The sequence below is a fragment of the Xanthobacter flavus genome (assembly GCF_017875275.1).
Classification (GTDB): Bacteria; Pseudomonadota; Alphaproteobacteria; order Rhizobiales; family Xanthobacteraceae; genus Xanthobacter; species Xanthobacter flavus_A.
This window is the reverse complement of record NZ_JAGGML010000001.1, coordinates 2,862,583-2,883,583: the sequence shown is the minus strand read 5'-3', so window position 1 is coordinate 2,883,583 and position 21,001 is coordinate 2,862,583. Positions and strand designations below refer to the sequence as shown.

At 66.9% G+C, this 21,001-nt stretch carries 16 protein-coding genes and 1 tRNA gene; 13 read left to right on the top strand and 4 right to left on the bottom strand.

Annotation, left to right across the window (positions count from 1 at the left end; all coding sequences use genetic code 11):
* Positions 1-93 precede the first annotated feature (93 nt).
* On the bottom strand, positions 94-2,043 hold the full coding sequence (locus J2126_RS13835) for a sigma-54-dependent Fis family transcriptional regulator (RefSeq protein WP_209487512.1): 1,950 nt from the start codon (positions 2,041-2,043) through the stop codon (positions 94-96).
* Positions 2,044-2,316: 273 nt separating this feature from the next.
* Here J2126_RS13835 and adh point away from each other — a divergent pair, with 273 nt between their 5' ends.
* Entirely contained in the window at positions 2,317-3,837 is a 1,521-nt protein-coding gene (gene adh / locus J2126_RS13830) for an aldehyde dehydrogenase (RefSeq protein WP_209487511.1), read from the top strand.
* Between the two features lie 385 nt (positions 3,838-4,222).
* Here adh and J2126_RS13825 read toward each other — a convergent pair whose 3' ends face one another.
* Positions 4,223-4,516: an ArsR/SmtB family transcription factor gene (locus J2126_RS13825; RefSeq protein WP_348634304.1), complete on the bottom strand. Its 294-nt coding sequence runs from the start codon at positions 4,514-4,516 to the stop codon at positions 4,223-4,225.
* Between the two features lie 113 nt (positions 4,517-4,629).
* Here J2126_RS13825 and J2126_RS13820 point away from each other — a divergent pair, with 113 nt between their 5' ends.
* The 4 genes from J2126_RS13820 to J2126_RS13805 all read left to right on the top strand — a co-directional run bounded on the left by J2126_RS13820 (position 4,630) and on the right by J2126_RS13805 (position 9,338).
* Positions 4,630-4,833: a YgaP family membrane protein gene (locus tag J2126_RS13820; protein ID WP_209487509.1), complete on the top strand. Its 204-nt coding sequence runs from the start codon at positions 4,630-4,632 to the stop codon at positions 4,831-4,833.
* 51 nt (positions 4,834-4,884) lie between these two features.
* The gene (locus J2126_RS13815) at positions 4,885-5,922 is read left to right on the top strand and encodes an efflux RND transporter periplasmic adaptor subunit (RefSeq protein ID WP_209487508.1); all 1,038 of its coding nucleotides are present in this window, start codon (positions 4,885-4,887) and stop codon (positions 5,920-5,922) included.
* Between the two features lie 2 nt (positions 5,923-5,924).
* Positions 5,925-9,164, top strand: a complete 3,240-nt coding sequence (locus J2126_RS13810; RefSeq protein ID WP_209487507.1) for an efflux RND transporter permease subunit — start codon at positions 5,925-5,927, stop codon at positions 9,162-9,164.
* A 98-nt stretch (positions 9,165-9,262) separates the two neighbouring features.
* Positions 9,263-9,338 (top strand) — tRNA-Ala (locus J2126_RS13805).
* A 386-nt stretch (positions 9,339-9,724) separates the two neighbouring features.
* On the opposite strand, the gene J2126_RS13800 is transcribed toward J2126_RS13805, so the two are convergent.
* The gene (locus J2126_RS13800; protein WP_209487506.1) at positions 9,725-10,486 is read right to left on the bottom strand and encodes a phosphodiesterase; all 762 of its coding nucleotides are present in this window, start codon (positions 10,484-10,486) and stop codon (positions 9,725-9,727) included.
* Between the two features lie 332 nt (positions 10,487-10,818).
* Here J2126_RS13800 and J2126_RS13795 point away from each other — a divergent pair, with 332 nt between their 5' ends.
* The 8 genes from J2126_RS13795 to J2126_RS13760 all read left to right on the top strand — a co-directional run bounded on the left by J2126_RS13795 (position 10,819) and on the right by J2126_RS13760 (position 19,573).
* Positions 10,819-12,117, top strand: a complete 1,299-nt coding sequence (locus tag J2126_RS13795) for an ABC transporter substrate-binding protein (RefSeq protein ID WP_209487505.1) — start codon at positions 10,819-10,821, stop codon at positions 12,115-12,117.
* Positions 12,118-12,181: 64 nt separating this feature from the next.
* Positions 12,182-13,084, top strand: coding sequence for a carbohydrate ABC transporter permease (locus J2126_RS13790; RefSeq protein ID WP_209487504.1), 903 nt, complete (start codon positions 12,182-12,184; stop codon positions 13,082-13,084).
* A gap of 8 nt (positions 13,085-13,092) precedes the next feature.
* Positions 13,093-13,980, top strand: coding sequence for a carbohydrate ABC transporter permease (locus J2126_RS13785; RefSeq protein WP_209487503.1), 888 nt, complete (start codon positions 13,093-13,095; stop codon positions 13,978-13,980).
* 9 nt (positions 13,981-13,989) lie between these two features.
* A complete protein-coding gene (locus J2126_RS13780; protein ID WP_209487502.1) occupies positions 13,990-15,063 on the top strand; it encodes an ABC transporter ATP-binding protein in 1,074 nt (357 codons plus the stop codon).
* 15 nt (positions 15,064-15,078) lie between these two features.
* Positions 15,079-15,891 (top strand): DeoR/GlpR family DNA-binding transcription regulator, encoded by an 813-nt coding sequence (locus J2126_RS13775; protein WP_209487501.1) that lies wholly within the window; start codon positions 15,079-15,081, stop codon positions 15,889-15,891.
* Complete coding sequence (gene hisN, locus J2126_RS13770; protein ID WP_394030804.1) at positions 15,863-16,690, top strand: histidinol-phosphatase; 828 nt, start codon at positions 15,863-15,865, stop codon at positions 16,688-16,690. The genes J2126_RS13775 and hisN overlap by 29 nt, the downstream gene beginning before the upstream one ends.
* 133 nt (positions 16,691-16,823) lie before the next feature.
* On the top strand, positions 16,824-18,512 hold the full coding sequence (locus tag J2126_RS13765) for a Na/Pi cotransporter family protein (protein WP_245327325.1): 1,689 nt from the start codon (positions 16,824-16,826) through the stop codon (positions 18,510-18,512).
* Positions 18,513-18,739: 227 nt separating this feature from the next.
* The gene (locus J2126_RS13760; RefSeq protein ID WP_209490155.1) at positions 18,740-19,573 is read left to right on the top strand and encodes a transglutaminase-like domain-containing protein; all 834 of its coding nucleotides are present in this window, start codon (positions 18,740-18,742) and stop codon (positions 19,571-19,573) included.
* A 21-nt stretch (positions 19,574-19,594) separates the two neighbouring features.
* Here J2126_RS13760 and J2126_RS13755 read toward each other — a convergent pair whose 3' ends face one another.
* Complete coding sequence (locus J2126_RS13755; RefSeq protein WP_209487499.1) at positions 19,595-20,635, bottom strand: helix-turn-helix transcriptional regulator; 1,041 nt, start codon at positions 20,633-20,635, stop codon at positions 19,595-19,597.
* Positions 20,636-21,001: the final 366 nt, after the last annotated feature.

Sequence of the window (21,001 nt, the reverse complement as noted above, 5' to 3'; positions counted from 1 at the left end):
CGGACGAGCCGGGGGATGACGGTCAATGGAAGGGACGACGGTGAACAGCCAGAGGATGGCGCCCCGCCCCTGCCCCTCATTGTCCCCCACCCCTCAATGCCCGCGCGCGGCGAGGTGGCGGTGGAGGGTGGAGCGGTGGATGCCCAGGCGGCGGGCGGCGCGGGAGATGTTGCCGTCGCATTCCTTCAGGGCGGCATCCATCGCCGCGCGGGTGACGCTGCCGAGATCGCCGGTGAGGGCGGCTGTATCCGCCGCCGCATTGGGCGCGGCAGGGGCGGCAAAGGCGTCTGAACCCGCGTTGCCCATCGGCAGCGTGGCGCCGCGCAGTTCGCTGGTGCGCACGTCGGCGGGCAGCGCCTCGAGCCCCACCGTCTCGCCCGGCTCGGCGAGGGCGAGCAGCACCTTGAGCACGCCAGTGAGCTGGCGGAAATTGCCGGGCCAGGTATGGCGCGCCAGCGCCTCGCGGCACTCCGGCGAGAGAAGCGGGGCATCCGGGCCGGGGCCGGACATCTCCCGCCACAGCCGCTCCACCAGCGCTTCCCGGTCCGCGAGGCTGCGGAGCGGCGGCAAAGTGACGGTGTATTGGGCGATGCGGAAATAGAGGTCGGCGCGGAAGCTGCCCTGCTCCACCAGCATCTTCAAATCGCGGTGGGAGGCGCAGACGAGGGCGAAATCCACCTTCACCGCCTTGCCGCCGCCGAGCGGCGTCACCTCCCGCTCCTGCAGCACGCGCAACAGGCGGCTCTGGAGGCCGAGCGGCATGTCGCCGATCTCGTCCAGGAACAGAACGCCGCCGTCCGCCTCGCGGAACAGGCCCTTGAAGCCGGCGCGGCGGGCGCCGGTGAAGGCGCCGTCCTCGTAGCCGAAGAGTTCGGATTCGATGAGGCCTTCCGGCAGCGCCGCGCAGTTCACCGCCGCGAAGGTGCGGTCGGCACGGGGGCCACGGGCGTGGATCTGGCGGGCGAACACCTCCTTGCCGGAGCCGGTCTCGCCCTGGATCAGCACCGGCACGCCGGCCGTCATCAGCCGGATGGCCCGGCCCAGCGCCTGCTCGGTCTCGGCATCGAAGCGCGGGCCGGGGTTGACCGCCGGAGCGGCGGGAACGGGCACAGGTGCGGCTCGCACGGGGGCCGGCGCCTGCCGCTCCAGCCGCAGCATCACGGCACCGTTGGGCGTGCGGGCGCGGCGGGCGTCGCCCGGGCGGCCGAGGCTGCCCTCGAACAGTTCGGAGAAGCGCCGCGCGCCCAAGGCGTCCCAGCCGAGACCGAGCAGCGCGAGGGCCGGGCGGTTGGCGGCCACGAGGCGATGGTCCTCGAACACCAGCACGCCCTCGCGCGCGGTACCGAGGAAGGAGGGGTCGGCGTGGAAGCGCACCACGTCCCGGCCGGGGAAGGCACCTTCGAACAGGCGATGCTCCACCTGCCCCACCGCCAGCTCCACCAGCGCCAGCGCATGGAGGTGCGGCACGGCGGAGGGGCCGGAGAGGTCGAGCAGGCCGACAAGCTCGCCGAACGGATCGTGGATGGGCGCGGCGGCGCAGGTGAGGATGCCATGCGGCTCGGCATAATGCTCGGCGCCGCGCACCTCGATGCCGCGCCGCTCGATAAGCGCCGTGCCGATGGCGTTGGTGCCGCTGTCCGCCTCGCTCCAGCTCACGCCCGGGCGCAGCGCCACCTGCGCGGCGCGGTCGGCGAAATCGGCGCTGCCCACCGTGTCGAGCACGAGGCCGGTGGGATCGGTGAGGATGACGATGCCGCCCGCGGCGCTGGCGCTGAGGTGCAGCGCCTCCAGCTCCGGCCGGCAGCGGCGGCGCAGCGCCTCGTAGCGCTCGCGGCGGACGGAGAGTTCGCCTTGCGTCAGCGGCTCGGCCTTCAGCCGGCCGCCCACGGGCAGGCCGCGCTCGGCGCAGCGGGTCCAGGAGCGGATGATGGGGAGCGCGAGCGCCTGCTCCGCCCCGGGCGCGCCGGAAAAGAACCGGCGGCGGGCGGTGATCAGCTCGTCCGGCGGCGGCACCGGCGAGAGCGGCGGAAAGGGCGCAGGCATTCGTCCCTCGGCTTGTTTCGCGTCCCTGAACCTGTTCTTCGATGCCGACTGTCGCACTTTGCGACAGGTGTCGCGACACCTTGTTCTTATGCGCGACAGTCTCGCACGACACTTCGTCGCGCGTAAAGTCGGGCTTCTGCGTAGGTCCGCCGGTCGCTGATAAAATCAAGACACGGCAGCATCTTCCCGCGCCGCAAATAAAGGCGTGCGGCGCACATTCGAGAACTGGCACGGCCGCTGCAAATCCTCCGGCACCACCAACGGGAGGAAAAAATGAACAGCCCAGCCTTTCTTTCGAGCGCCCACACCTCGCCCTTCAAGCCGCGCTACGGCAACTTCATCGGCGGCACCTTCGTCGAGCCGGTCAACGGCCGCTATTTCGAGAACACCTCCCCGATCACCGGCAAGGTGATCTGCGAGGTGCCGCGCTCCGACGAGCATGACATCGAGCGCGCCCTCGACGCCGCCCATGCCGCCAAGAAGGGCTGGGGCCGCGCCTCCGCCGCCGACCGCGCGCTGGTGCTGCTGAAGATCGCCGACCGCCTGGAGGCCAACCTCGACCTCCTCGCCCGCGCCGAGACCTGGGACAACGGCAAGCCGATCCGCGAGACCACCCTGGCGGACATCCCGCTCGCCATCGACCATTTCCGCTATTTCGCCGCCTGCGTCCGTGCCCAGGAAGGCACGCTGGGCGAGATCGACCACGACACCATCGCCTATCACTACCATGAGCCCCTCGGCGTGGTGGGCCAGATCATCCCCTGGAACTTCCCCATCCTGATGGCCGCGTGGAAGCTTGCCCCGGCGCTTGCCGCCGGCAATTGCGTGGTGCTGAAGCCCGCCGAGCAGACCCCCGCCTCCATCCTGGTGCTCGCCGAGCTCATCGCCGACCTCCTGCCCCCCGGCGTGCTCAACATCGTCAACGGCTTCGGCCTGGAGGCCGGCAAGCCGCTGGCCTCCTCGCCGCGCATCGCCAAGATCGCCTTCACCGGCGAGACCGGCACCGGCCGGCTCATCATGGGCTATGCCGCGCAGAACCTCATTCCGGTGACGCTGGAACTGGGCGGCAAGTCGCCCAACATCTTCTTCTCCGACGTGGCGGCCGAGGACGACGACTTCCTCGACAAGGCGGTGGAAGGCTTCGTCATGTTCGCCCTCAACCAGGGCGAAGTCTGCACCTGCCCGAGCCGCGCGCTGGTGCAGGAGAGCATGTTCGACAAGTTCATGGAGAAGGCGCTCGCCCGCGTCGCCGCCATCAAGCAGGGCTCGCCGCTCGATCCTTCGACCATGATCGGCGCGCAGGCCTCCTCCGAGCAGATGCACAAGATCCTGTCCTACATCGACATCGGCCGCGCGGAAGGCGCGCAGGTTCTGGCCGGCGGCGAGCGCAACATGCTCACCGGCGAGCTGGCGGACGGCTTCTACGTGAAGCCCACCGTCTTCCTCGGCAAGAACAACATGCGCATCTTCCAGGAAGAGATCTTCGGCCCGGTGGTCTCCGTCACCACCTTCAAGGACGAGGAAGAGGCGCTCCACATCGCCAACGACACCCTCTTCGGCCTCGGTGCCGGCGTGTGGACCCGCGACGGCTCGCGCGCCTATCGCGTCGGTCGCTCGATCGAGGCGGGCCGCGTGTGGACCAACTGCTACCACGCCTACCCGGCCCACGCGGCCTTCGGCGGCTACAAGCAGTCCGGCATCGGTCGCGAGACCCACAAGATGATGCTCGATCACTACCAGCAGACCAAGAATTTGCTGGTCAGCTATTCGCCCAAGAAGCTCGGCTTCTTCTGATCCGGCTTTCGTTGCGACGCGTTTTCTTCAGGCGAACCGGCCTCCCCTTCGCTCGAAAACGCGCCAGACTTGCCCCCTCCCGGGGCTTCACCGGGGGTGGCCGTGGCCCCGCGCGCGTTTAGTTTCACCGTCCCATCGGCGCGCGCGGCGGCCTCGAACAGCGGCCATCCCCGGCTTTTTCTTCCAGAGCGTGCAATAAAACGGAGGGCCGACAGCCATGCGCTACGACCGTAGACCCGTTTCCCCCGGGTCTGCGGCGTCGGTGCCTGGGCGGCCCGAGACGTGCCCTGCCCCGGCCAAGCCACGCCGACCGCGAAGCGCTGATCCAGGAGCCGGCGCCGGGCCATGACACTGCGCCGACGGCACCGCGCCGACGGCACCGCCCTCAGCACTCCACCCGCCCCGGACAGAAGGCCTTGTGAAGCGCGGCGATCACCGCCAGCACCTCCTCCCGCGCGATGCGATAGAACACGCTGGTGCCCTCCCGGCGCGCCTCCACCAGCCCGTCCGATCGCAGGCGCATGAGCTGCTGCGACATGGGCACCTGCTCGATCGCAAGCTCATCGCGCAGCTGCGCCACCGATTTCTCGCCATCCACCAGCGCGCACAGAACCAGCAGGCGCTGGGGGTGCGAGAGGCTGCGCATCAGTTCGGCCGCGCGCTCGGAGGCCGGGATCATATCAATAACATTCATAGTCTTGAATTTATGATAATTGAATGTTAGATGCAATGCCAACGCGGGGAGGCCCGCACGAACGGGGCGCCCGGAGAGGCGCCCACCGGAGCAGGATAATGTCTGTCGATCGCATCGTCATGATGTTTGCGGGTTTCATGGTGCTGGCGTCGCTCGGCCTCGGCCTCACCGTCTCCCCTTACTTCTTCTGGCTGACCGCCTTCGTGGGCGCGAACCTGATGCAGGCGTCCGTCACCGGCTTCTGCCCGGCGGCCATGCTGCTCAAGAAGCTGGGCGTGAAGCCCGGCGTCGCCTTCACCTGATCCGTTAGTTCAGACCCCCGCCCGGCGCGAGGCCGGGCAGAGAGAGCCACCATGTCCCTGCGCTTCATCCCGCCCGCCGCGGCCCTTGCGGCGGCGATGGCCGCCCTTTTGCCCGTCGCCGGAGCCACCCAGACCGCCCGAGCCGCCGACTTCACCGTCCGCAGCGTGGAGGTGCCGGAGCTGAAGGGCGTGTTCGGCGAGGTGAAGAGCCGCACCGTGGTGCCCGCCCGTGCCCGCATCGGGGGCACGGTGCGCGCCGTCTCCGTCTCCGAGGGCGACAGCGTGAAGGAGGGCGACGAGATCGCCCTGGTGGTGGACGACAAGAACGCCCTCACCCTCAACGCCGCCGACGCGAAGATCAAGGAGCTGAAATCCCAGCTCGAAAACGCGAGGACCGAGCTGGACCGCGCCCAGCAGCTCCTCGCCCGCGGCGTCGCCAGCCAGGCCCGGCTCGATACCTCGAAGACCCAGTTCGATGTCGCCACCAACCAGGTGACGGCCGCCGAAGCGGACCGCGCCGTGATCCTGCAGCGCGCGCGCGAGGGCGCGGTCATCGCCCCCGCCGATGGCCGCGTCCTCACCGTTCCGGTCACGCCCGGCAGCGTGGTGCTGGCGGGCGACGAGATCGCCCGCGTCGCCTCCGGCCCCTATTATCTCCGGCTGTCCTTGCCCGAGCGGCACGCCACCTCCATCCGCGAGGGCGGCACGGTGCGCATCGGCGAGCGCGGCATCTCGCAGGACAAGGCCGGGACGCCCGCCACCGCCCGGCCCGGCCGCATCGTGAAGGTCTATCCGGAAATCTCCAGCGGCCGCGTGATGGCCGATGTGGAGGTGGATGGCCTCGGCACCTACTTCGTCAACGAGCGCACCCTCGTGTGGGTGGAGATCGGCAAGCGGGCGGTGCTCGCCGTCCCGGCCGGCGCCGTGCGCACCGCCCACGGCATCGACTACGTGACGCTGGTGACGGCGCGCGGGCCGCTCGACGTGCCCGTCATCCTCGGCGCGCGCTTTCCCGGCGATGACGGCGAGCGGGTGGAAATCCTCACCGGCCTCAAGGACGGCGACGTGATCGCCACGGCGGGGCGCTGACCATGGGCGAGACCTCTCACGACAACCGCCCCCTCGGCATCGCCGGCGTGCTCACCCGCGCCTTCATCGCCTCGCCCTTGACCCCGCTGCTGCTCATCGCGGCCTTCGCCTTCGGCCTCATCGCGCTGGTCACCCTGCCGCGCGAGGAGGAGCCGCAGATTTCCGTGCCCATGGTGGACATCCGCGTCTCGGCCCAGGGGCTGAAGGCGGAAGACGCCGTGAAGCTCGTGACCGAGCCGCTGGAGACCATCGTCAAGGCCATCGACGGGGTGGAGCACGTCTATTCCAACACCGAGGACGACGGCGTGCTCGTCACCGCCCGCTTCCTCACCGGCACCAGCCCGGATGCCGCCATCCTGCGCGTCCATGAGAAGGTGCGGGCCAATCTCGACCGCATCCCGGTGGGCATCACCGAGCCTTTGATCGTCGGCCGCTCCATCGACGACGTGGCCATCCTCGTGCTCACCCTCGTGCCGAAGCCCGACGCGGCCTCGCGCTGGACCGCCAACGACCTGACCCGCGTGGCGCGGGAGCTTCAGGCCGACATCGCGAAGCTGCCCGACATCGGCCTCACCTACATCGTCGGCGAGCAGCCGGAGGAAATCCGCGTCGCGCCCGATCCCGAGCGCCTGTCCCTCTACGGCATCACGCTCGCCCAGTTGCAGGGCAAGCTGGAGGGCGCCAACCGCACCTTCAACACCGGCACCGTGCGCGAGGCCAATGGCCAGCGCACCCTCGTCGCCGGCCAGACGCTGCAGACTCCCTCCGAGATCGGCGCCATCCTCCTCACATCGCGGGACGGCCGCCCCGTCTATGTGCGCGACGTGGCGGACGTGAGCCTCGCCACCCAGCCGGCGGAACACTACGTCACCCATATCGAGAAGGGGCCGGACGGCCTCACCCGGCGCCCGGCTGTGTCGCTCGCCATCGCCAAGCGTCCCGGCACCAATGCGGTGGTCATCGCCGAGGCGGTGCTCCGCCAGATCGAGGCCGCGCATGGCTCCGCCCTTCCCGCCGACGTGGAGGTGAAGGTCACCCGCAATTATGGCGAGAGCGCCAACGAGAAGGCCAACGAGCTGCTGCTGCATCTCGGCCTCGCCACCGTCTCCATCGTCGTGCTGGTGGGCTTCGCCATCGGCTGGCGCGAGGCGCTGGTGGTGGCGGTGGTCATCCCCACCACCATCCTCCTCACCCTGTTTGCCGCCCGCCTGATGGGCTACACGCTGAACCGGGTGAGCCTGTTCGCGCTCATCTTCTCCATCGGCATCCTGGTGGACGACGCCATCGTCGTCATCGAGAACATTGCCCGCCACTGGGCGATGAAGGATGGGCGGTCGCGGGCGCAGGGGGCCATCGACGCGGTGGCGGAGGTGGGCAATCCCACCATCGTCGCCACCCTGACCGTGGTGGCTGCCCTCCTGCCCATGCTGTTCGTCTCCGGCATGATGGGCCCCTACATGAGCCCCATCCCCGCCAACGCCTCGGCGGCGATGGTCTTCTCCTTCTTCGTCGCCGTCATCCTCACCCCCTGGCTGATGCTGAAGATCGCCGGGCGGGCGAGCGGCGATCCCGGCCACGGGGAGGCCGCCGATGGGGGCCGGCTGGGGCGCTTCTATGTGCGGGTGGCGAAGCCCATCCTCTCCTCCCGCGCCCGGGCGGGGGCCTTCCTCGCCACCGTGGGCGTGGCGACCCTCGCGTCCCTGAGTCTCTTCTACACCCACGCGGTGACGGTGAAGCTGCTTCCGTTCGACAACAAGACCGAACTCGCCGTGATTCTCGACATGCCGGCTGACACCTCCGTCGAACGCACCGATTCCACCCTGAACACCCTGGTGAATGCGCTCTCGAACCTGCCCGAATCCGTCTCGTTCGAGACCCATGCCGGCACTGCAGCGCCGTTCAACTTCAACGGATTGGTCCGCCACTACGGCCTCAGGTCCGCTCCGAGGCAAGGGGACATCCAGATCAACCTGAAGGCGAAGGGGGAGCGCTCCCGCAGCAGCCACGAGATCGCGCTCGATGTCCGCAACAGATTGAAATCAATCGAACTTCCTTCGGGCTCCTCGCTCAAGGTGGTGGAGCCGCCGCCCGGTCCGCCGGTGCTCTCGACCCTCCTCGCCGAGATCTATGGCCCGGACCCCGAGACCCGCCGCGCGGTCGCCCGAAAGGTGCGTCAAGCTTTTGAAAACGTTCCCTTTATCGTGGACGTGGACGACAGCTTCGGCACCCCGGGAGAGCGCGTCCGCCTCGCCATCGACCAGGACAATCTCGAATTCTACAAGGTGGAACAAGGGGATGTGTACGACGCCATCCGCACCATCTTCGCCGGCGGCACCCTGGGCTATTCCCACCGCGGCAACGGCCGGGCGCCGATCCCGATCCGCCTCGAAATGTCCAAGGGAAACAACGTCATAGACGAGCGAACCCTGGCGACGCCCGTCCCCGCCAACACCCTTCCCGGCGGCCGCGGCGTGGTGGAACTGGGCGACGTCGTGAGCGTCGTCCGGGAACCCGCCTCCTACCCCATCTTCCGCCACAACGGCCGCCCCGCCGAGATGGTCACGGCCGACCTCGCGGGGGCTTATGAAGCGCCTGTCTACGGCATGCTGGCGGTGTCCAAAGCCTTGGCGGATATGAATTTCGGCGATCTGCCAAAGCCGGAGATCGCCCTCCATGGACAACCCTCCGACGAGGCGAAACCGACACTTCTGTGGGACGGCGAGTGGGAGGTGACGTGGGTCACCTTCCGCGACATGGGCGGCGCCTTCATCGTCGCCATCCTCGGCATCTACATCCTGGTGGTGGCGCAGTTCGGCTCGTTCAAGCTGCCGCTCGTTATCCTCACGCCTATCCCTTTGACATTCATAGGGATAATGACCGGACACTGGCTGTTCGGCGCGCCCTTCTCGGCCACATCCATGATCGGCTTCATCGCCCTGGCCGGCATCATCGTGCGCAATTCCATCCTCCTGGTGGACTTCATCCGCCACGCCCGCGCCCCCGGCCGGCCGCTGGAGGAGGTGCTGCTGGAGGCGGGCGCCATCAGGTTCAAGCCCATCCTCCTGACCGCTTTGGCGGCGATGATCGGCGCGGCGGTGATCCTGACGGACCCCATCTTCCAGGGCCTCGCCATCTCCCTCCTGTTCGGCCTCGCCTCATCCACGGCATTGACCGTATTGGTGATTCCCGCGATCTACGTGGTGCTGAGAGGCGGGCGCGCAGGAGGCTCGCGGAACGCATGACGCGGAACGGTGGATAGCCCGTGAATCCCGTCCTCTCGCGGATCATCCCCGCTTGACAGCATGGGCCCCCGAATCATAAATGGCGCCTCCCAAGGTTCGGGGCCGTAGCTCAGATGGGAGAGCGCTGCAATCGCACTGCAGAGGTCAGGGGTTCGATTCCCCTCGGCTCCACCAGTTAAATTTCATAACAAACTGAAATATAACGAAAATCCTTCCCTGCAACAATTTGTGCCCCAGCACGGGCGTTAGCTCGTGATGGTCCATGGTGGGCACAAGCGGGATTAGCCCGGCTCCCATACCCAGTTCTGGATCTGCGCGGTGAGCGCGCACTTGCCCTGTGGCAGGACCGGGCCGGGGTGGTTCGCGATCATCCTGCCCGCAGGAGTGGCGCGGCAATCAACTCGTAAGAGCCGGTGTCAAGCAGCTTGGGGGACCCGCCAGCCTGGGATCCGCCCCCGCACCTGGCCATTTTGGAAGCTCGTCTTCCAACAGCAAGGCAATTGGGCGTGGCAACACACCAGCGGACAAAAGGTCTCTTCTCAAAGGCCAGAGCCCCCTGTTCAGGGGCCGGGCACGAGATAGGACGTGAGCGCGCCATTCACCATCGTGTGGAGCGCGATCTGCGCCGGCTCCTGAACGATGCGGAAGCCTGACCCAACGGGATCGAATTCGAACTGATGTGCGGCGGCGGGGGCGATGAAGGCCCGGTGCCCTGCAAAGATGCCGCCGATCGCCCGATGCACATGGCCGCTCAGGATTGCGAGGATGTCGCTGCGCCCTTCCAGCAGCGTCCGCAACTCGCCTGCGCCTTCCCGAACCCCGATGGCATCCATGGCGGCAATGCCGATCTGGAACGGCGGGTGATGCGTGAAGATGAGCGCAGGCTCCCCATCGACGCCGCCCAGCACGCCCTTCAGCCATGTCAGTTGCGCCGGTCCGATCGCCCCGTGGCCGTGCCCTTCGACCAGCGTGTCCAGGCCGATGACACGCATTCCCGGAAATCCGACCGCGAGGCCCAGGTGGTCCTGCTCCGTCCCGACATGCCCGGCCAGACCGCGGCGCATCGGCGCGCGCAGATCGTGATTGCCCGGAACGGCGAGGAAGGGGATACCCAGCTCGCGCAACCCCGCCCGCGCGAAGGCGTATTCCTCTTCCGTGCCCGTCTCCGTGAGGTCCCCGCTGACGAGCAGGAGGTCGGGTCGAGGCCGGAGGGCGGCGACACGGGCCATGAGGGCGCTGAAGGCCGCGCGCGTGTCGATCTTGCCTCCGACCCTCTCGCCGGCGACCGTGACGTGGAAGTCGGTGAGCTGCGCGATCAGCATTTTTTACTCCAACACGCGCCGCGCGAGAGCGGGGCTCTGGCCACATGAACAGACGGTCGGAGTCTAGCCATCCCGCCTCTGTCGGTCGATGGCGATGATGGAAAATGTGGTTTTTTGTGCATCTTGCCCAATTTATGGCCTCGATTTCCAACATTCCCTAAAGTTACAGTCGCATCACTGTCACGGTCCCGATCCAAAAATGCGCCGCGCCCAGGTCCAATGCGACGCAGCGGCGCCTCCCTCGGGAGTTCTGTCACAAGGCTTACCAGCTGCCGTTCGGCAGCCGGAGATGTTCGCCTCCTCGATGCCCCCATCGCCCTGAGAGGAAAGAGATGTCGGTTATTTCAACATTTCCCCACATTTCCCGGCGCGGCCTTCTTCTCGGCGCGGCGGCTGCCACGGTGACCGGCCTCGGCGGCCGTGCCGCGTCCGCTGCGGACAAGGTGAAGCTGCAGTTCATGTATCCGGTGGGGGTGTCGGGTGACATCAACCGGATCGTGACGGGAATGATCTCCAAGTTCAACGCTGCCCATGAGAACATCGAAGTAGAGGCGATCTACGCCGGCAGCTACGACAACACCGAGCAGAAGGTGATCACGGCTCTGGGCGTCGGCGACCCGCCCGCCACCTGGCTGCCCATCAACTCGGCGCTGCAGACGTTCCTCGGTCTCGATGCCCTCGCGGACGTGACGGGCAAGGCCAAGGCGGCCGACATCTATCAGGACTTCCTGCCCGGCTTCCTCGAGACCTGCGTGTCCGACGGCAAGCTCTACGGTCTGCCGTTCCAGCCGTCGACGCCGGTGCTCTACATCAACAAGGCGGCCTTCAAGGCGGCCGGCATCGAGAAGGCGCCGGTCACCTGGACCGAGCTCCTGGATGTCGCCAAGGCCCTCACCGTTCGGGAGAATAACGAACTGAAGCGCTGGGGCCTGACCATCGGGGGCGGCTGGCACGACTGGATTTTCGAATGCTACTGCCGCCAGAACGCCCTGGTGCCGTGGACCAAGGACAAGGTGCTGTTCGACAAGCCGGAGGCCGTCGACGCGCTCGAATTCTGGGTGAAGATGGTTCAGGCGGGCGTGATGCCCCCGGCCTCCACCTGGGAAGGCTCGGCGAACGACTTCATGGCCGGCCGTACCGCGATGCTCTATCATTCCACGGGTTCGCTGACCAACCTGCGCAAGTCCTCGCCTTTCGAGGTGGACGTGGCCTTCATGCCGAAGAACAAGACCTTTGGGGCCTGCCAGGGCGGCGGACCCATCATGATCGCCAAGAAGCAGACCGACGCCCAGATCGAGGCCTCCTGGACGTTTGCCAAGTGGATGACCTCCACCGAAGTGCAGTCGCAGTGGGGTCGCGACACCGGCTATCTCGCCGTGCGCAAGTCGTCTTGGGAAACGCCTGAAATGAAGGCGTATCTGGAGCAGGTGCCGCAGGCCAAGGTGGCGTTGGAGCAGGCCGCCTATGCCGGTGCATTTCTCCAGGTGCCGGGCTATCACAAAGTCCGCGAATATCTCAAAAGCGCTCTCGACCGCACGCTCGCCGGCTCCATCAAGCCGGATGCGGCACTGAAGGAGGCGGCGGACAATTCCAACCGCGAGATCCAGCGCCTGTTGCGCCGGCGCTCCTGACACGACCAACGCGCCCCCCGGTGGGCGCCAACTCCTGCCCGTTCAGCCCCGCATGAGGATCGGCATGGTCACAGGTCACGCACTGCGAGCCCGCGTTTCGGAGGCCGGGCTCGCCTATCTGCTGCTTCTGCCCTCGCTGATCTTCCTCTGTGCCTTCACCTATTGGCCCATCGTCCGGTCCATATGGTTCAGCTTCCATGACGTCATGCTCGGGTCCGACAAGATCTTCTTCCTCGGACTTGAGAACTACCAGCGCCTGTGGACGGACGGCCTGTTCTGGAAGTCGCTCGGCAACACGGCCTTCTACACGCTGGTGACCATTCCCAGCGCCATCGCCTGCGCTCTCCTGCTGGCGGTCGCCCTCGACAGCAAGCTGCGCGGTATGACCTTCTACCGCTCGGCATTCTTCTATCCGGTGATGATCCCTTCGGTGGCTGCCGGCATGGTCTGGGTGTTTCTCTATGCCCCAGGCTACGGACCCATCAACGATGTTCTTGCCTTGCTGGGTCTTCCTAAACTGGAGTGGCTCTACAACAGCAACACCGCCATGATCGCGATCATCATCATGAGCATCTGGAAATATTCCGGCTACTTCATGCTCATCCTGCTCGCGGCGCTGCAGATGGTCCCCGATGACCTCTACGAAGCGGCGCGGCTGGACGGCGTCTCCGCCTGGCACCGCCTGGTGCACATCACCATCCCGCTCATTTCGCCGACGCTCTATTTCGTCATCATCATAGGGCTTCTGCACTCCTACCAGATCTTCGACTACGTCTACGTGATGACGCAGGGCGGACCGGCGGACGCCACCAACGTGCTGACCTTCTACATCTACCAGAACGGCTTCCAGTATCAGGACATCGGATACGCCTCGACGCTGGCGAACGTGCTGCTGTTGTTCGTGGGCGGCCTCATCTCCCTCGTGGCGCTGGTCTTCGGCCGGCGCGTCCATTATCTCGGGCGCTGAGGCGGGCCATGGCGACCATGCAGGATCCCATCGAAATGTCGGCTGCCGCAGGTGGCTCCCGCAGCTTGTCCGGCGTCCTCGCTGCCGTGAAGAGGAACTGGCTGCACTTCGTTCTTCTGCCGCTGCTCGCCGTGTGGGCCAGCCCGCTGGTGTGGATCGTCGTCACCTCCCTGAAGACGAGAGTGGAGGTCTTCGATCCCAACGCCGGCTTCCTGCCCGCCGTGGCGCAGTGGAGTAACTATCCGGCCGCGCTGGCCGTTGCCCCCTTCGGCACCTATCTCATCAATTCGATACTCGTGACAGGCGGCATTCTCGTCTGCGAGCTCATCACGATTACGCTCGCGGCCTATGCCTTCGCGCGGCTGAACTTCCCCGGGAAGAATATTCTCTTCACCCTGTTCCTGCTGCAGATCATGTTTCCGATCTACGCCACGTTCCTCACCAATTTCGTGACGGTGCGGGAACTCGGCATCCTGAATTCCCTGCCCGCCCTGATCGTACCCTTCGTCGCCTCGGGCTACGGCACCTTCATGCTGCGCCAGGCATTCCGGCAGGTGCCCACCGAGCTTGCCGACGCGGCACGACTGGACGGCTGCGGACATCTCGGCATCCTATGGCACGTCTATCTGCCGCTGGTGAAGCCGACGCTCGTCGCCTTCTCCATCATCGCCGTGGTGACGCACTGGAACGACTATATGTGGCCGCTGCTCGTCACCAATTCGGAAAGCGTGCGCACGTTGCCCATCGGCCTCGGGCTGCTCGCCAAGTCCGACAGTGGCGCCGACTGGACGCGGCTGATGGCGGCGACGGTCGTGGTGGTGTCGCCGCTCCTGATCTTCTTCGTCATTTTCCAGCGCCGCTTCGTGGACAGCTTCATGCACGCGGGTCTGAAGTAGAGGTTGAGCATGGCCGAAGTCGTTCTTCAGGGGGTCAGTAAGTCCTACCAGGGCCGAGCCACCGTGCACGGGCTCGACCTTGCGGTGGCGGACCGGGAATTCATGGTGCTTGTGGGCCCGTCCGGCTGCGGCAAATCCACCACCTTGCGCATGATCGCGGGCCTTGAGGAGATCACCTCGGGCCGGCTGCTCATCGACGGGCGAGACGTGACCCACGCCGAGCCGCAGAAACGCGACATCGCCATGGTGTTCCAGTCCTATGCGCTCTATCCGCACATGTCGGCGTATCAAAACATGGCATTCGGCCTGTTGAAGGCGTCGAAGCTGCCCAAGGCGGAAGTTGACAAGCGCATCCACGAGGCCGCGGAGATCCTTCACATCACGCACCTTCTGGACCGCAAGCCCAACGTGCTCTCCGGCGGCGAGCGTCAGCGCGTGGCCATTGGCCGGGCACTCGTGCGTCAGCCCAAGGTGTTCCTGTTCGACGAGCCGCTCTCCAACCTCGACGCGAAGCTGCGCACCCACATGCGGGCCGAGTTGAAGCGCCTGCACCGCGAGCTGGGCCTCACCGTCATCTATGTGACCCATGACCAGATCGAAGCCATGACGCTGGGAACGCGGGTCGCGATCCTCTCCGAGGGGCGGCTGCAGCAGCTCGGTGCGCCCATGGAGCTTTATCTGCGCCCGGCCAACACCTTCGTCGCCACCTTTATCGGCTCGCCTGAGATGAGCCTCCTGCGCTGCGCGCTGCTCCCCAATGGAACGGGCAGTGTGATCCAGCATGCCTCTTTCGGCGCCCACGTGCCGGCGCGTGCGGATGTCAGCGAGGTCTTCCTCGGCGTCCGCCCGGAAGAGGTACTCCTCGGCGCCGCCGACGGCACCGCCATGGCGCACGGGAGGGTGGAGCGCACGGAGCTCATCGGATCGGAGGCACTGACCGAGATCCTCGTGGGCGACGATCGCTTGATGGCCCGAACGGCGGTCATGGCCGCGCCGGCTATCGGCGCGACGGTCGGTGTGAGCTTCGACATGGCGCGCGCCCGCCTGTTCGACGCGGCCTCAGGCCGCTCCCTGCCGCACTAGGAGGCGAGACGCTCCATGGCCCAGACCGTGCGGCAACAAGAGATCGTGGATCTGCTTCGCGAACGCCGCTCCGCCACCATCACCGATCTTGCCGAACACTTCGCGGTGTCGGACGAAACCATCCGGCGCGATCTCAGGGCGCTGTCCGAAGCCGGCATGGTGGACAAGTTCCACGGCGGCGTTCGCCTCAACGTCGCCGATTGGGAGGCCCCGTTCGACCGCCGCCTGCGGGAACAGGCGGCAGCAAAGCGGCGTATTGCCCACGCGGCGGCGGATCTGGTGGAGGAGGATGCCACCATCCTCCTCGACAATTCCTCCAGCTCCTGCTTCCTCGCGCAGGCGCTGGCACCGCGTGCCCGGCGGCTCACCGCCATCACCTTCTCCGTGGAGGTGGCGCAGATTCTCTCCTCCGCCGGGCGGCACCATCGCGTGATCCTGCCGGGCGGGGAGCTGCGCGCCGAGGACCGCACCATCGTGGGCCCATCCGCCATCGATTTCGCCTCTCAGTTCACGCCGAGCCTGTTCGTGATGTCGGTGGCCGCCGCCAATGCATCGCGCGGCTGCATGGATTTCGACCTGTTCGAGACGGAATTCAAACGCGCCATGATCCCGCTTGCGGACAAGGTGATGCTGCTGCTGGACAGCTCGAAATATGCCAAGCCGGGCCTCATCCAGGTGTGCGAGTGGAGCGCCGTGAACATCCTCGTCACCGAGGAGGGGCCACCCGCCGCCGTCCGCGCCGAGTTGAAGCATGCCCGCATCGTCCCCGCCCCGCCGCTCACGGAGAATGGCGACGGCCATGGTCGCAGGCCCGCTTATGCCGACTAGCAACCGCCCTGAACTCGTCGCCTTCGCAGGCCAATTGGCTGACATCGCGCGACCGCTGGCGATGGCGCACTTCCGCACCCCCCTCGGCATCCAGTGGAAGGCGGACGCAAGCCCCGTCACGATTGCCGATCGCGCGATCGAGCGTGCGCTGCGCGCGGCCATCGCCCGCCGCTTTCCCGCCCACGGCATCCTCGGCGAGGAGGAGGAGGCCGTCGGCCTGGAGCGGGAATTGGTGTGGGTGGTGGATCCCATCGACGGGACCAAGAGCTTCATCACCGGGCTGCCCCTTTTCGGCACGCTCGTCGCCCTCCTGGTGGCGGGGCGACCCCACGTCGGCGTCATCGAAATGCCGGCTCTCGGTGAGCGGTTTGTCGGCGCGAGAGGCGAGGACACGCGGTTCAACGGCATTGTGTGCCGAACCAGCGGCGTGACGCGGCTCGGCGATGCGCGGCTGTGCGCCACCGCCCCCGACATGTTCGACAGCATCGAGGCACCTGCCTTCTCCGCCTTGGCCGACAAGGTCGGCCTGCGTCGGTTCGGCGGCGACTGCTACGCCTATGGGCTGTTGGCCTGCGGCCATGTGGACCTCGTCGTGGAGGCGAGCCTCAAGCCCTATGATTTCATGGCGCTGGTGCCGGTGGTCGAGGGGGCCGGCGGCGTCATCACCGACTGGGACGGAGCGCCACTCACGCTCTCCTCCGGGGGAAGGGTCATTGCTGCGGCCAATGGCGCCCTTCATGCGCAAGCCCTCGCAATTCTGAGCGCAGCCCGCGAACCGGGCTCGCGTCTCGCGGGTTGAACAAGGGATGTCCCTTCCACGCGCACATATTGCAGCGCAATATAGATGGCTAAGATTCTGAGATTCCGTTCTGGCGTGCGCGTCCTGACTTCGCCTGCGCCGGGGAGACGAGGTCATGTGAACGGAGGTCGCCATGAGCTCCTCGATGAGCTTTTCCCTCACGCTGATCGACCTCGCGGGTTTCGCAGCCCTGTTGCTGTGGGGCATCCACATGGTTCAGAGCGGCGTGATGCGAGCGCTCGGGCCGCGGCTGAAGATGGTGCTCGGCCGTGCGCTGGCGGGACCGCTCAAAGGCTTCTGCGCCGGCGCGCTGGTCACCACCCTTCTACAGAGCTCAACCGCAACCGCGCTCATGGTCTCCGGGTTCGCTGCGGCGGGCCTGGTGGCGCTGGTGCCAGCGCTGGCGGCCATGCTTGGCGCCAATATCGGCACCAGCCTGATCGTGCAGGTCCTGTCGTTCAACGTCGCCGCGCTCGCGCCGGCGGCGATCCTCGGCGGGCTCATCCTGTTCCGCAAGGGCGTCGGCACCAGCATGCGCGATCTCGGGCGTGTGCTGATCGGGCTGGGCCTGATCGTGCTGGCGCTGCACGCCCTCGTGGACCTGCTGCGGCCGCTGGAAGACGCGCCGAGCATCCGGATGCTGCTCGGCGCCCTGGCGACCGTGCCGGCGCTGGACGTGATGCTCGCGGCCATCCTGACATGGGCGGTGCATTCCTCGGTCGCCGTGGTGCTCATCACGGCCTCGCTGGCAGCGCAGGGGGTGGTGCCACCAAACGCAGCAATCGCCCTCGTGCTGGGGGCGAACCTCGGCAGCGCCATCGCGCCTGTGGTGGAAGTGATGGGCAGGGACGATCCCGCCGCCAAGCGCCTGCCCATGGGCAATCTGATCAACCGCGCCGTCGGCGTCGCCGTGGGCGTGGCCTTGATCGAGCCTATCGGCCGCCAGATGGTGCTGTGGCAACCCGACCTCGCGCGGCTCGCCATCGACTTTCACACGCTCTTCAACGTTGTCACCGCGCTCGTCTTCCTGCCTCTGCTCGGTCCGTTCGCGCGGCTGCTCGAGCGGCTCTTTCCCGACCGCGATCTTGCCGACGATCCGACCCGGCCGCGTTACCTCAATCCGGCAGCAACCGAGACGCCGGTGGTGGCGCTGGGCGCCGCGACTCGCGAGGCTCTGCGCCTTGCCGACGCGTTGGAGGAGATGCTCGACACCGCGGCCCGCGCCCTTCTGAGCGGAGAGCGGCGGCATATCGCCGAGACGCGGCAGGGGGACGACGTTCTCGATCGACTCAACCGGGAAATCCGCTCCTATCTGGCCTCCATCGATCCAGACGATCTGTCGTCCGCCGACAGGCGGCGCGTGGAGGAGATCCTGACCTTTTCCGCCAATCTGGAGCAGGCGGCCGACGTGGTGTGCGGGCGGCTGATGGCCGAGGCGGGCAAGCGTCTCAAGCGCGGCATCTCCTTTTCGACGGCGGAGGAAGGGGAGATTGCCGCCCTCATCCAACGGCTGAAGACGAACGTGCGCCTCGCCGCCTCACTCTTCATGACCGCCGATCCCCGCGCGGCGCGCCTGCTCGCCATGGAGAAGGCCGCCTTTCGGGAAAGCGAGACCGCAGCGGCACGTCTGCATTTCGACCGGCTGCGTCATGGTCTTGCCGCCCACGCCGAAGCGAGTGGTCTCAGTGCCGACATCGTGCGCGACCTGAAGCTGGTGAACTCTCATGTGGTGGCCGCGGCCGCCTATCCCGTTCTCGCCCGCTCGGGGGAACTGCGCGACAGCCGGCTGGCTGAACCTGGCTCTGCGCTGAGTAGCGGGTAAAAGCTTCGGCCGGAGGGTTAGAGCATCATCAAGGCGCGCAGCGCGGGCTAGTCTGCTCAAAACTGGACAGCCGGGAGCTGGGGCATAACACAACGAAGGTTTGCCGGATCGATTCCAACGCGACAACCCGATTGGAGGTAGCCGAAGGCAATTCGCATCGGAAGCGGAACAATACGCGTTGCGCGGAGTCTCCTCACCGCCTCCAGGCCCACCGATGGGGACGGAAAATGCGCTTTGCCGTGCGATCAAGCCTCCAGTACGACGTGAAGTCTCCCGCCGTTTTCATTCTGAACGTCGAGGCGGCCGCGCTGCATCGCCAGCGCATCATCGTCGAAAGCCTCACCCTCAATCCCGCCTTCCCCATCGAACGCTTCGCGGACGATGAGGGCGGAAGCCGGTTCATCCGCGTGAATGCCGAGCCCGGGCCGTTTCATGTCAGCTACCACGCGGTCGTCGAGGTCGACATGATCGACGAGGCGCCGGAGAGCATTCAGGAACTGCCGGTGGGCGATCTGCCGCTGGACATCATGCCTTATCTGTATCCGAGCCGCTTCTGCCAGTCGGACCTGCTCGGCCGCTTCGCCCGTCGCGAGTTTGGCGAAATCGAGCCCGGCCACTCTCGCGTGACCGCCATCTGCAACTGGATTCACGACCACGTCGACTACGTGCGCGGATCGAGCGATTCCCAGACCTCGGCCTATGACACCATGGTCCTGCGGGCCGGCGTATGCCGCGACTTCGCGCACCTCGGGATCGCTTTCTGCCGCGCGCTCAACATTCCCGCCCGCTTCGCCAGCGGCTATGCGTGGCAGCTCGATCCGCCGGATTTCCATGCGGTGTTCGAGGCCTATCTCGGAGGGCAGTGGTATCTTTTCGATGCAACGCGGCAGGCCGCGCTCCAGGGTCTGGTTCGCATCGGTGTCGGTCGCGACGCGTCGGACGCGGCTTTCGCGACGATCTATGGCGATGCCGAATTCAAGGGCATGTCGGTCGGCATCGATGCGGTCGACGGCGATGCCGAGGCCGAAGAGCCGACCACCCGCGCCGTCAGTGTCGCCTAGCAAAATGATGGCGCGAGGCGGCTATTCCGCCTCTTCGCCGCCGGCCAACCGGCCACCCGGTGCACTACGCCGCAGGCGGCTCGGGGACGTCTTGGTCCAGCGGCGGATGGCGCGGCTGAAACTGGCGTTGGAGCCATAGCCGACCTCGGCAGCCACGACCCGGATGGCGCTGCCGTCAGCCGTGAGGCGGGCGATGGCCTGCTCGGCCCGCACCTTGTCGATCAATCCGGACAGGCTCGTGCCTTCGGCCGCCAGCCGCCGCTGCAGCGTGCGGCGGCTCATGAACGCGAGGTCGGCGATGTTGGCGAGGTCGGGCTCCGCGCCGGCCTCCATCAAGGCCGGCAGGATAGTGGTGATGGAGCCGGCCAGTGTGCCGTCACCGCGGATCACGGCCGAACCCGGAGGGACGACCGTGTCGGCAAGCTGGCGGCCATTCATATAGGGCCGGTCGAGCACCGCGTCGGAGAAAAGCATGGTCACCGTCCGGTTGGCCGCCGGCATTGTCTCGCATCCGAACTGGGCGCTCATGCCGTCCACGCCGTGATGCGGATGAGGGGTCAGCTCGACCCGTTCGACAGATGGGCCCGCATGGCCGGTCCGCAGGACCACGGTGCGGATCAGCGCCGCCACATATTGCTGCACATAGCACAAATGCTCGGGGTCGACCGGCACACGGAAGGCATGGCGCACCGCGCCGCCGCCGGGATGGGGCGTCAGAGTGAACAGCTCGTGCGAGCCGTGGTGCTGATAGGCGCGCTCCACCTTGGTGAAGGCCTCGCGCGGGGTGCGGGAGGACATGACCAACTGGCCCAGCAGACCCAGTTCCTCGATCCCGGCATGGGCGACCATGCGGCCGGGCACGTCGTGGCCCTCGCGCCGGACAACATCCATCAGCAAGCGGATTCCCGCCATGAGGGGGATCGGACGTTCACGATCCTCGATCAGGCCGGACGGCAATCCGGCAGCACGGAGCATCGGGTCGAGCGGATGTCCGCCATCGCGCAGCCAGACCATGATCGGTGCGATGGCGCCAGCGCGCACCAGGGGCAGAGTGGTGGTCACGAACGAACTTCTCTCGCTCTCTTTGCGCCGAATAGGCTCCACCCTTGCGCGCCCGGCACCGGTGGGGCGGTCTCCGCTCAAGCTGATCCGTGACCAGAGTGTTCACACGCTTTCATCGTGGCGTTCAAGATCAAATCCGGCCTGCCGTCCGGGCGCGGGTTCAAACCCACGCGAATTGGAACGAGGTGACCAAACGTCAATGATTATAACGACGCACGCGAGAGGCCGCTGCCCTCTTGGTCGGCTCCGGCGCGAGTCGTCCCGCCGTGGCGTTGGAGCCACACTTCGGCGCCATCAGCGCGGGCGGGGCAGTTAAGGACGCGCGGCTGCGCTAGGATGCGACGAATGGCGGGTGGGGGCCTGCCG

Excerpts from the sequence above, each read along its gene's own strand:
- J2126_RS13835 (WP_209487512.1), bottom strand. The coding sequence starts at position 2,043 with ATGCCTGCGCCCTTTCCGCCGCTCTCGCCGGTGCCGCCGCCGGACGAG.
- J2126_RS13815 (WP_209487508.1), top strand. The coding sequence starts at position 4,885 with ATGTCCCTGCGCTTCATCCCGCCCGCCGCGGCCCTTGCGGCGGCGATG.
- J2126_RS13800 (WP_209487506.1), bottom strand. The coding sequence starts at position 10,486 with ATGCTGATCGCGCAGCTCACCGACTTCCACGTCACGGTCGCCGGCGAG.
- adh (WP_209487511.1), top strand. The coding sequence starts at position 2,317 with ATGAACAGCCCAGCCTTTCTTTCGAGCGCCCACACCTCGCCCTTCAAG.
- J2126_RS13795 (WP_209487505.1), top strand. The coding sequence starts at position 10,819 with ATGTCGGTTATTTCAACATTTCCCCACATTTCCCGGCGCGGCCTTCTT.
- J2126_RS13765 (WP_245327325.1), top strand. The coding sequence starts at position 16,824 with ATGAGCTCCTCGATGAGCTTTTCCCTCACGCTGATCGACCTCGCGGGT.
- J2126_RS13780 (WP_209487502.1), top strand. The coding sequence starts at position 13,990 with ATGGCCGAAGTCGTTCTTCAGGGGGTCAGTAAGTCCTACCAGGGCCGA.
- J2126_RS13790 (WP_209487504.1), top strand. The coding sequence starts at position 12,182 with ATGGTCACAGGTCACGCACTGCGAGCCCGCGTTTCGGAGGCCGGGCTC.
- J2126_RS13785 (WP_209487503.1), top strand. The coding sequence starts at position 13,093 with ATGGCGACCATGCAGGATCCCATCGAAATGTCGGCTGCCGCAGGTGGC.
- J2126_RS13775 (WP_209487501.1), top strand. The coding sequence starts at position 15,079 with ATGGCCCAGACCGTGCGGCAACAAGAGATCGTGGATCTGCTTCGCGAA.
- hisN (WP_394030804.1), top strand. The coding sequence starts at position 15,863 with ATGGTCGCAGGCCCGCTTATGCCGACTAGCAACCGCCCTGAACTCGTC.
- J2126_RS13760 (WP_209490155.1), top strand. The coding sequence starts at position 18,740 with ATGCGCTTTGCCGTGCGATCAAGCCTCCAGTACGACGTGAAGTCTCCC.
- J2126_RS13825 (WP_348634304.1), bottom strand. The coding sequence starts at position 4,516 with ATGATCCCGGCCTCCGAGCGCGCGGCCGAACTGATGCGCAGCCTCTCG.
- J2126_RS13820 (WP_209487509.1), top strand. The coding sequence starts at position 4,630 with ATGTCTGTCGATCGCATCGTCATGATGTTTGCGGGTTTCATGGTGCTG.
- J2126_RS13810 (WP_209487507.1), top strand. The coding sequence starts at position 5,925 with ATGGGCGAGACCTCTCACGACAACCGCCCCCTCGGCATCGCCGGCGTG.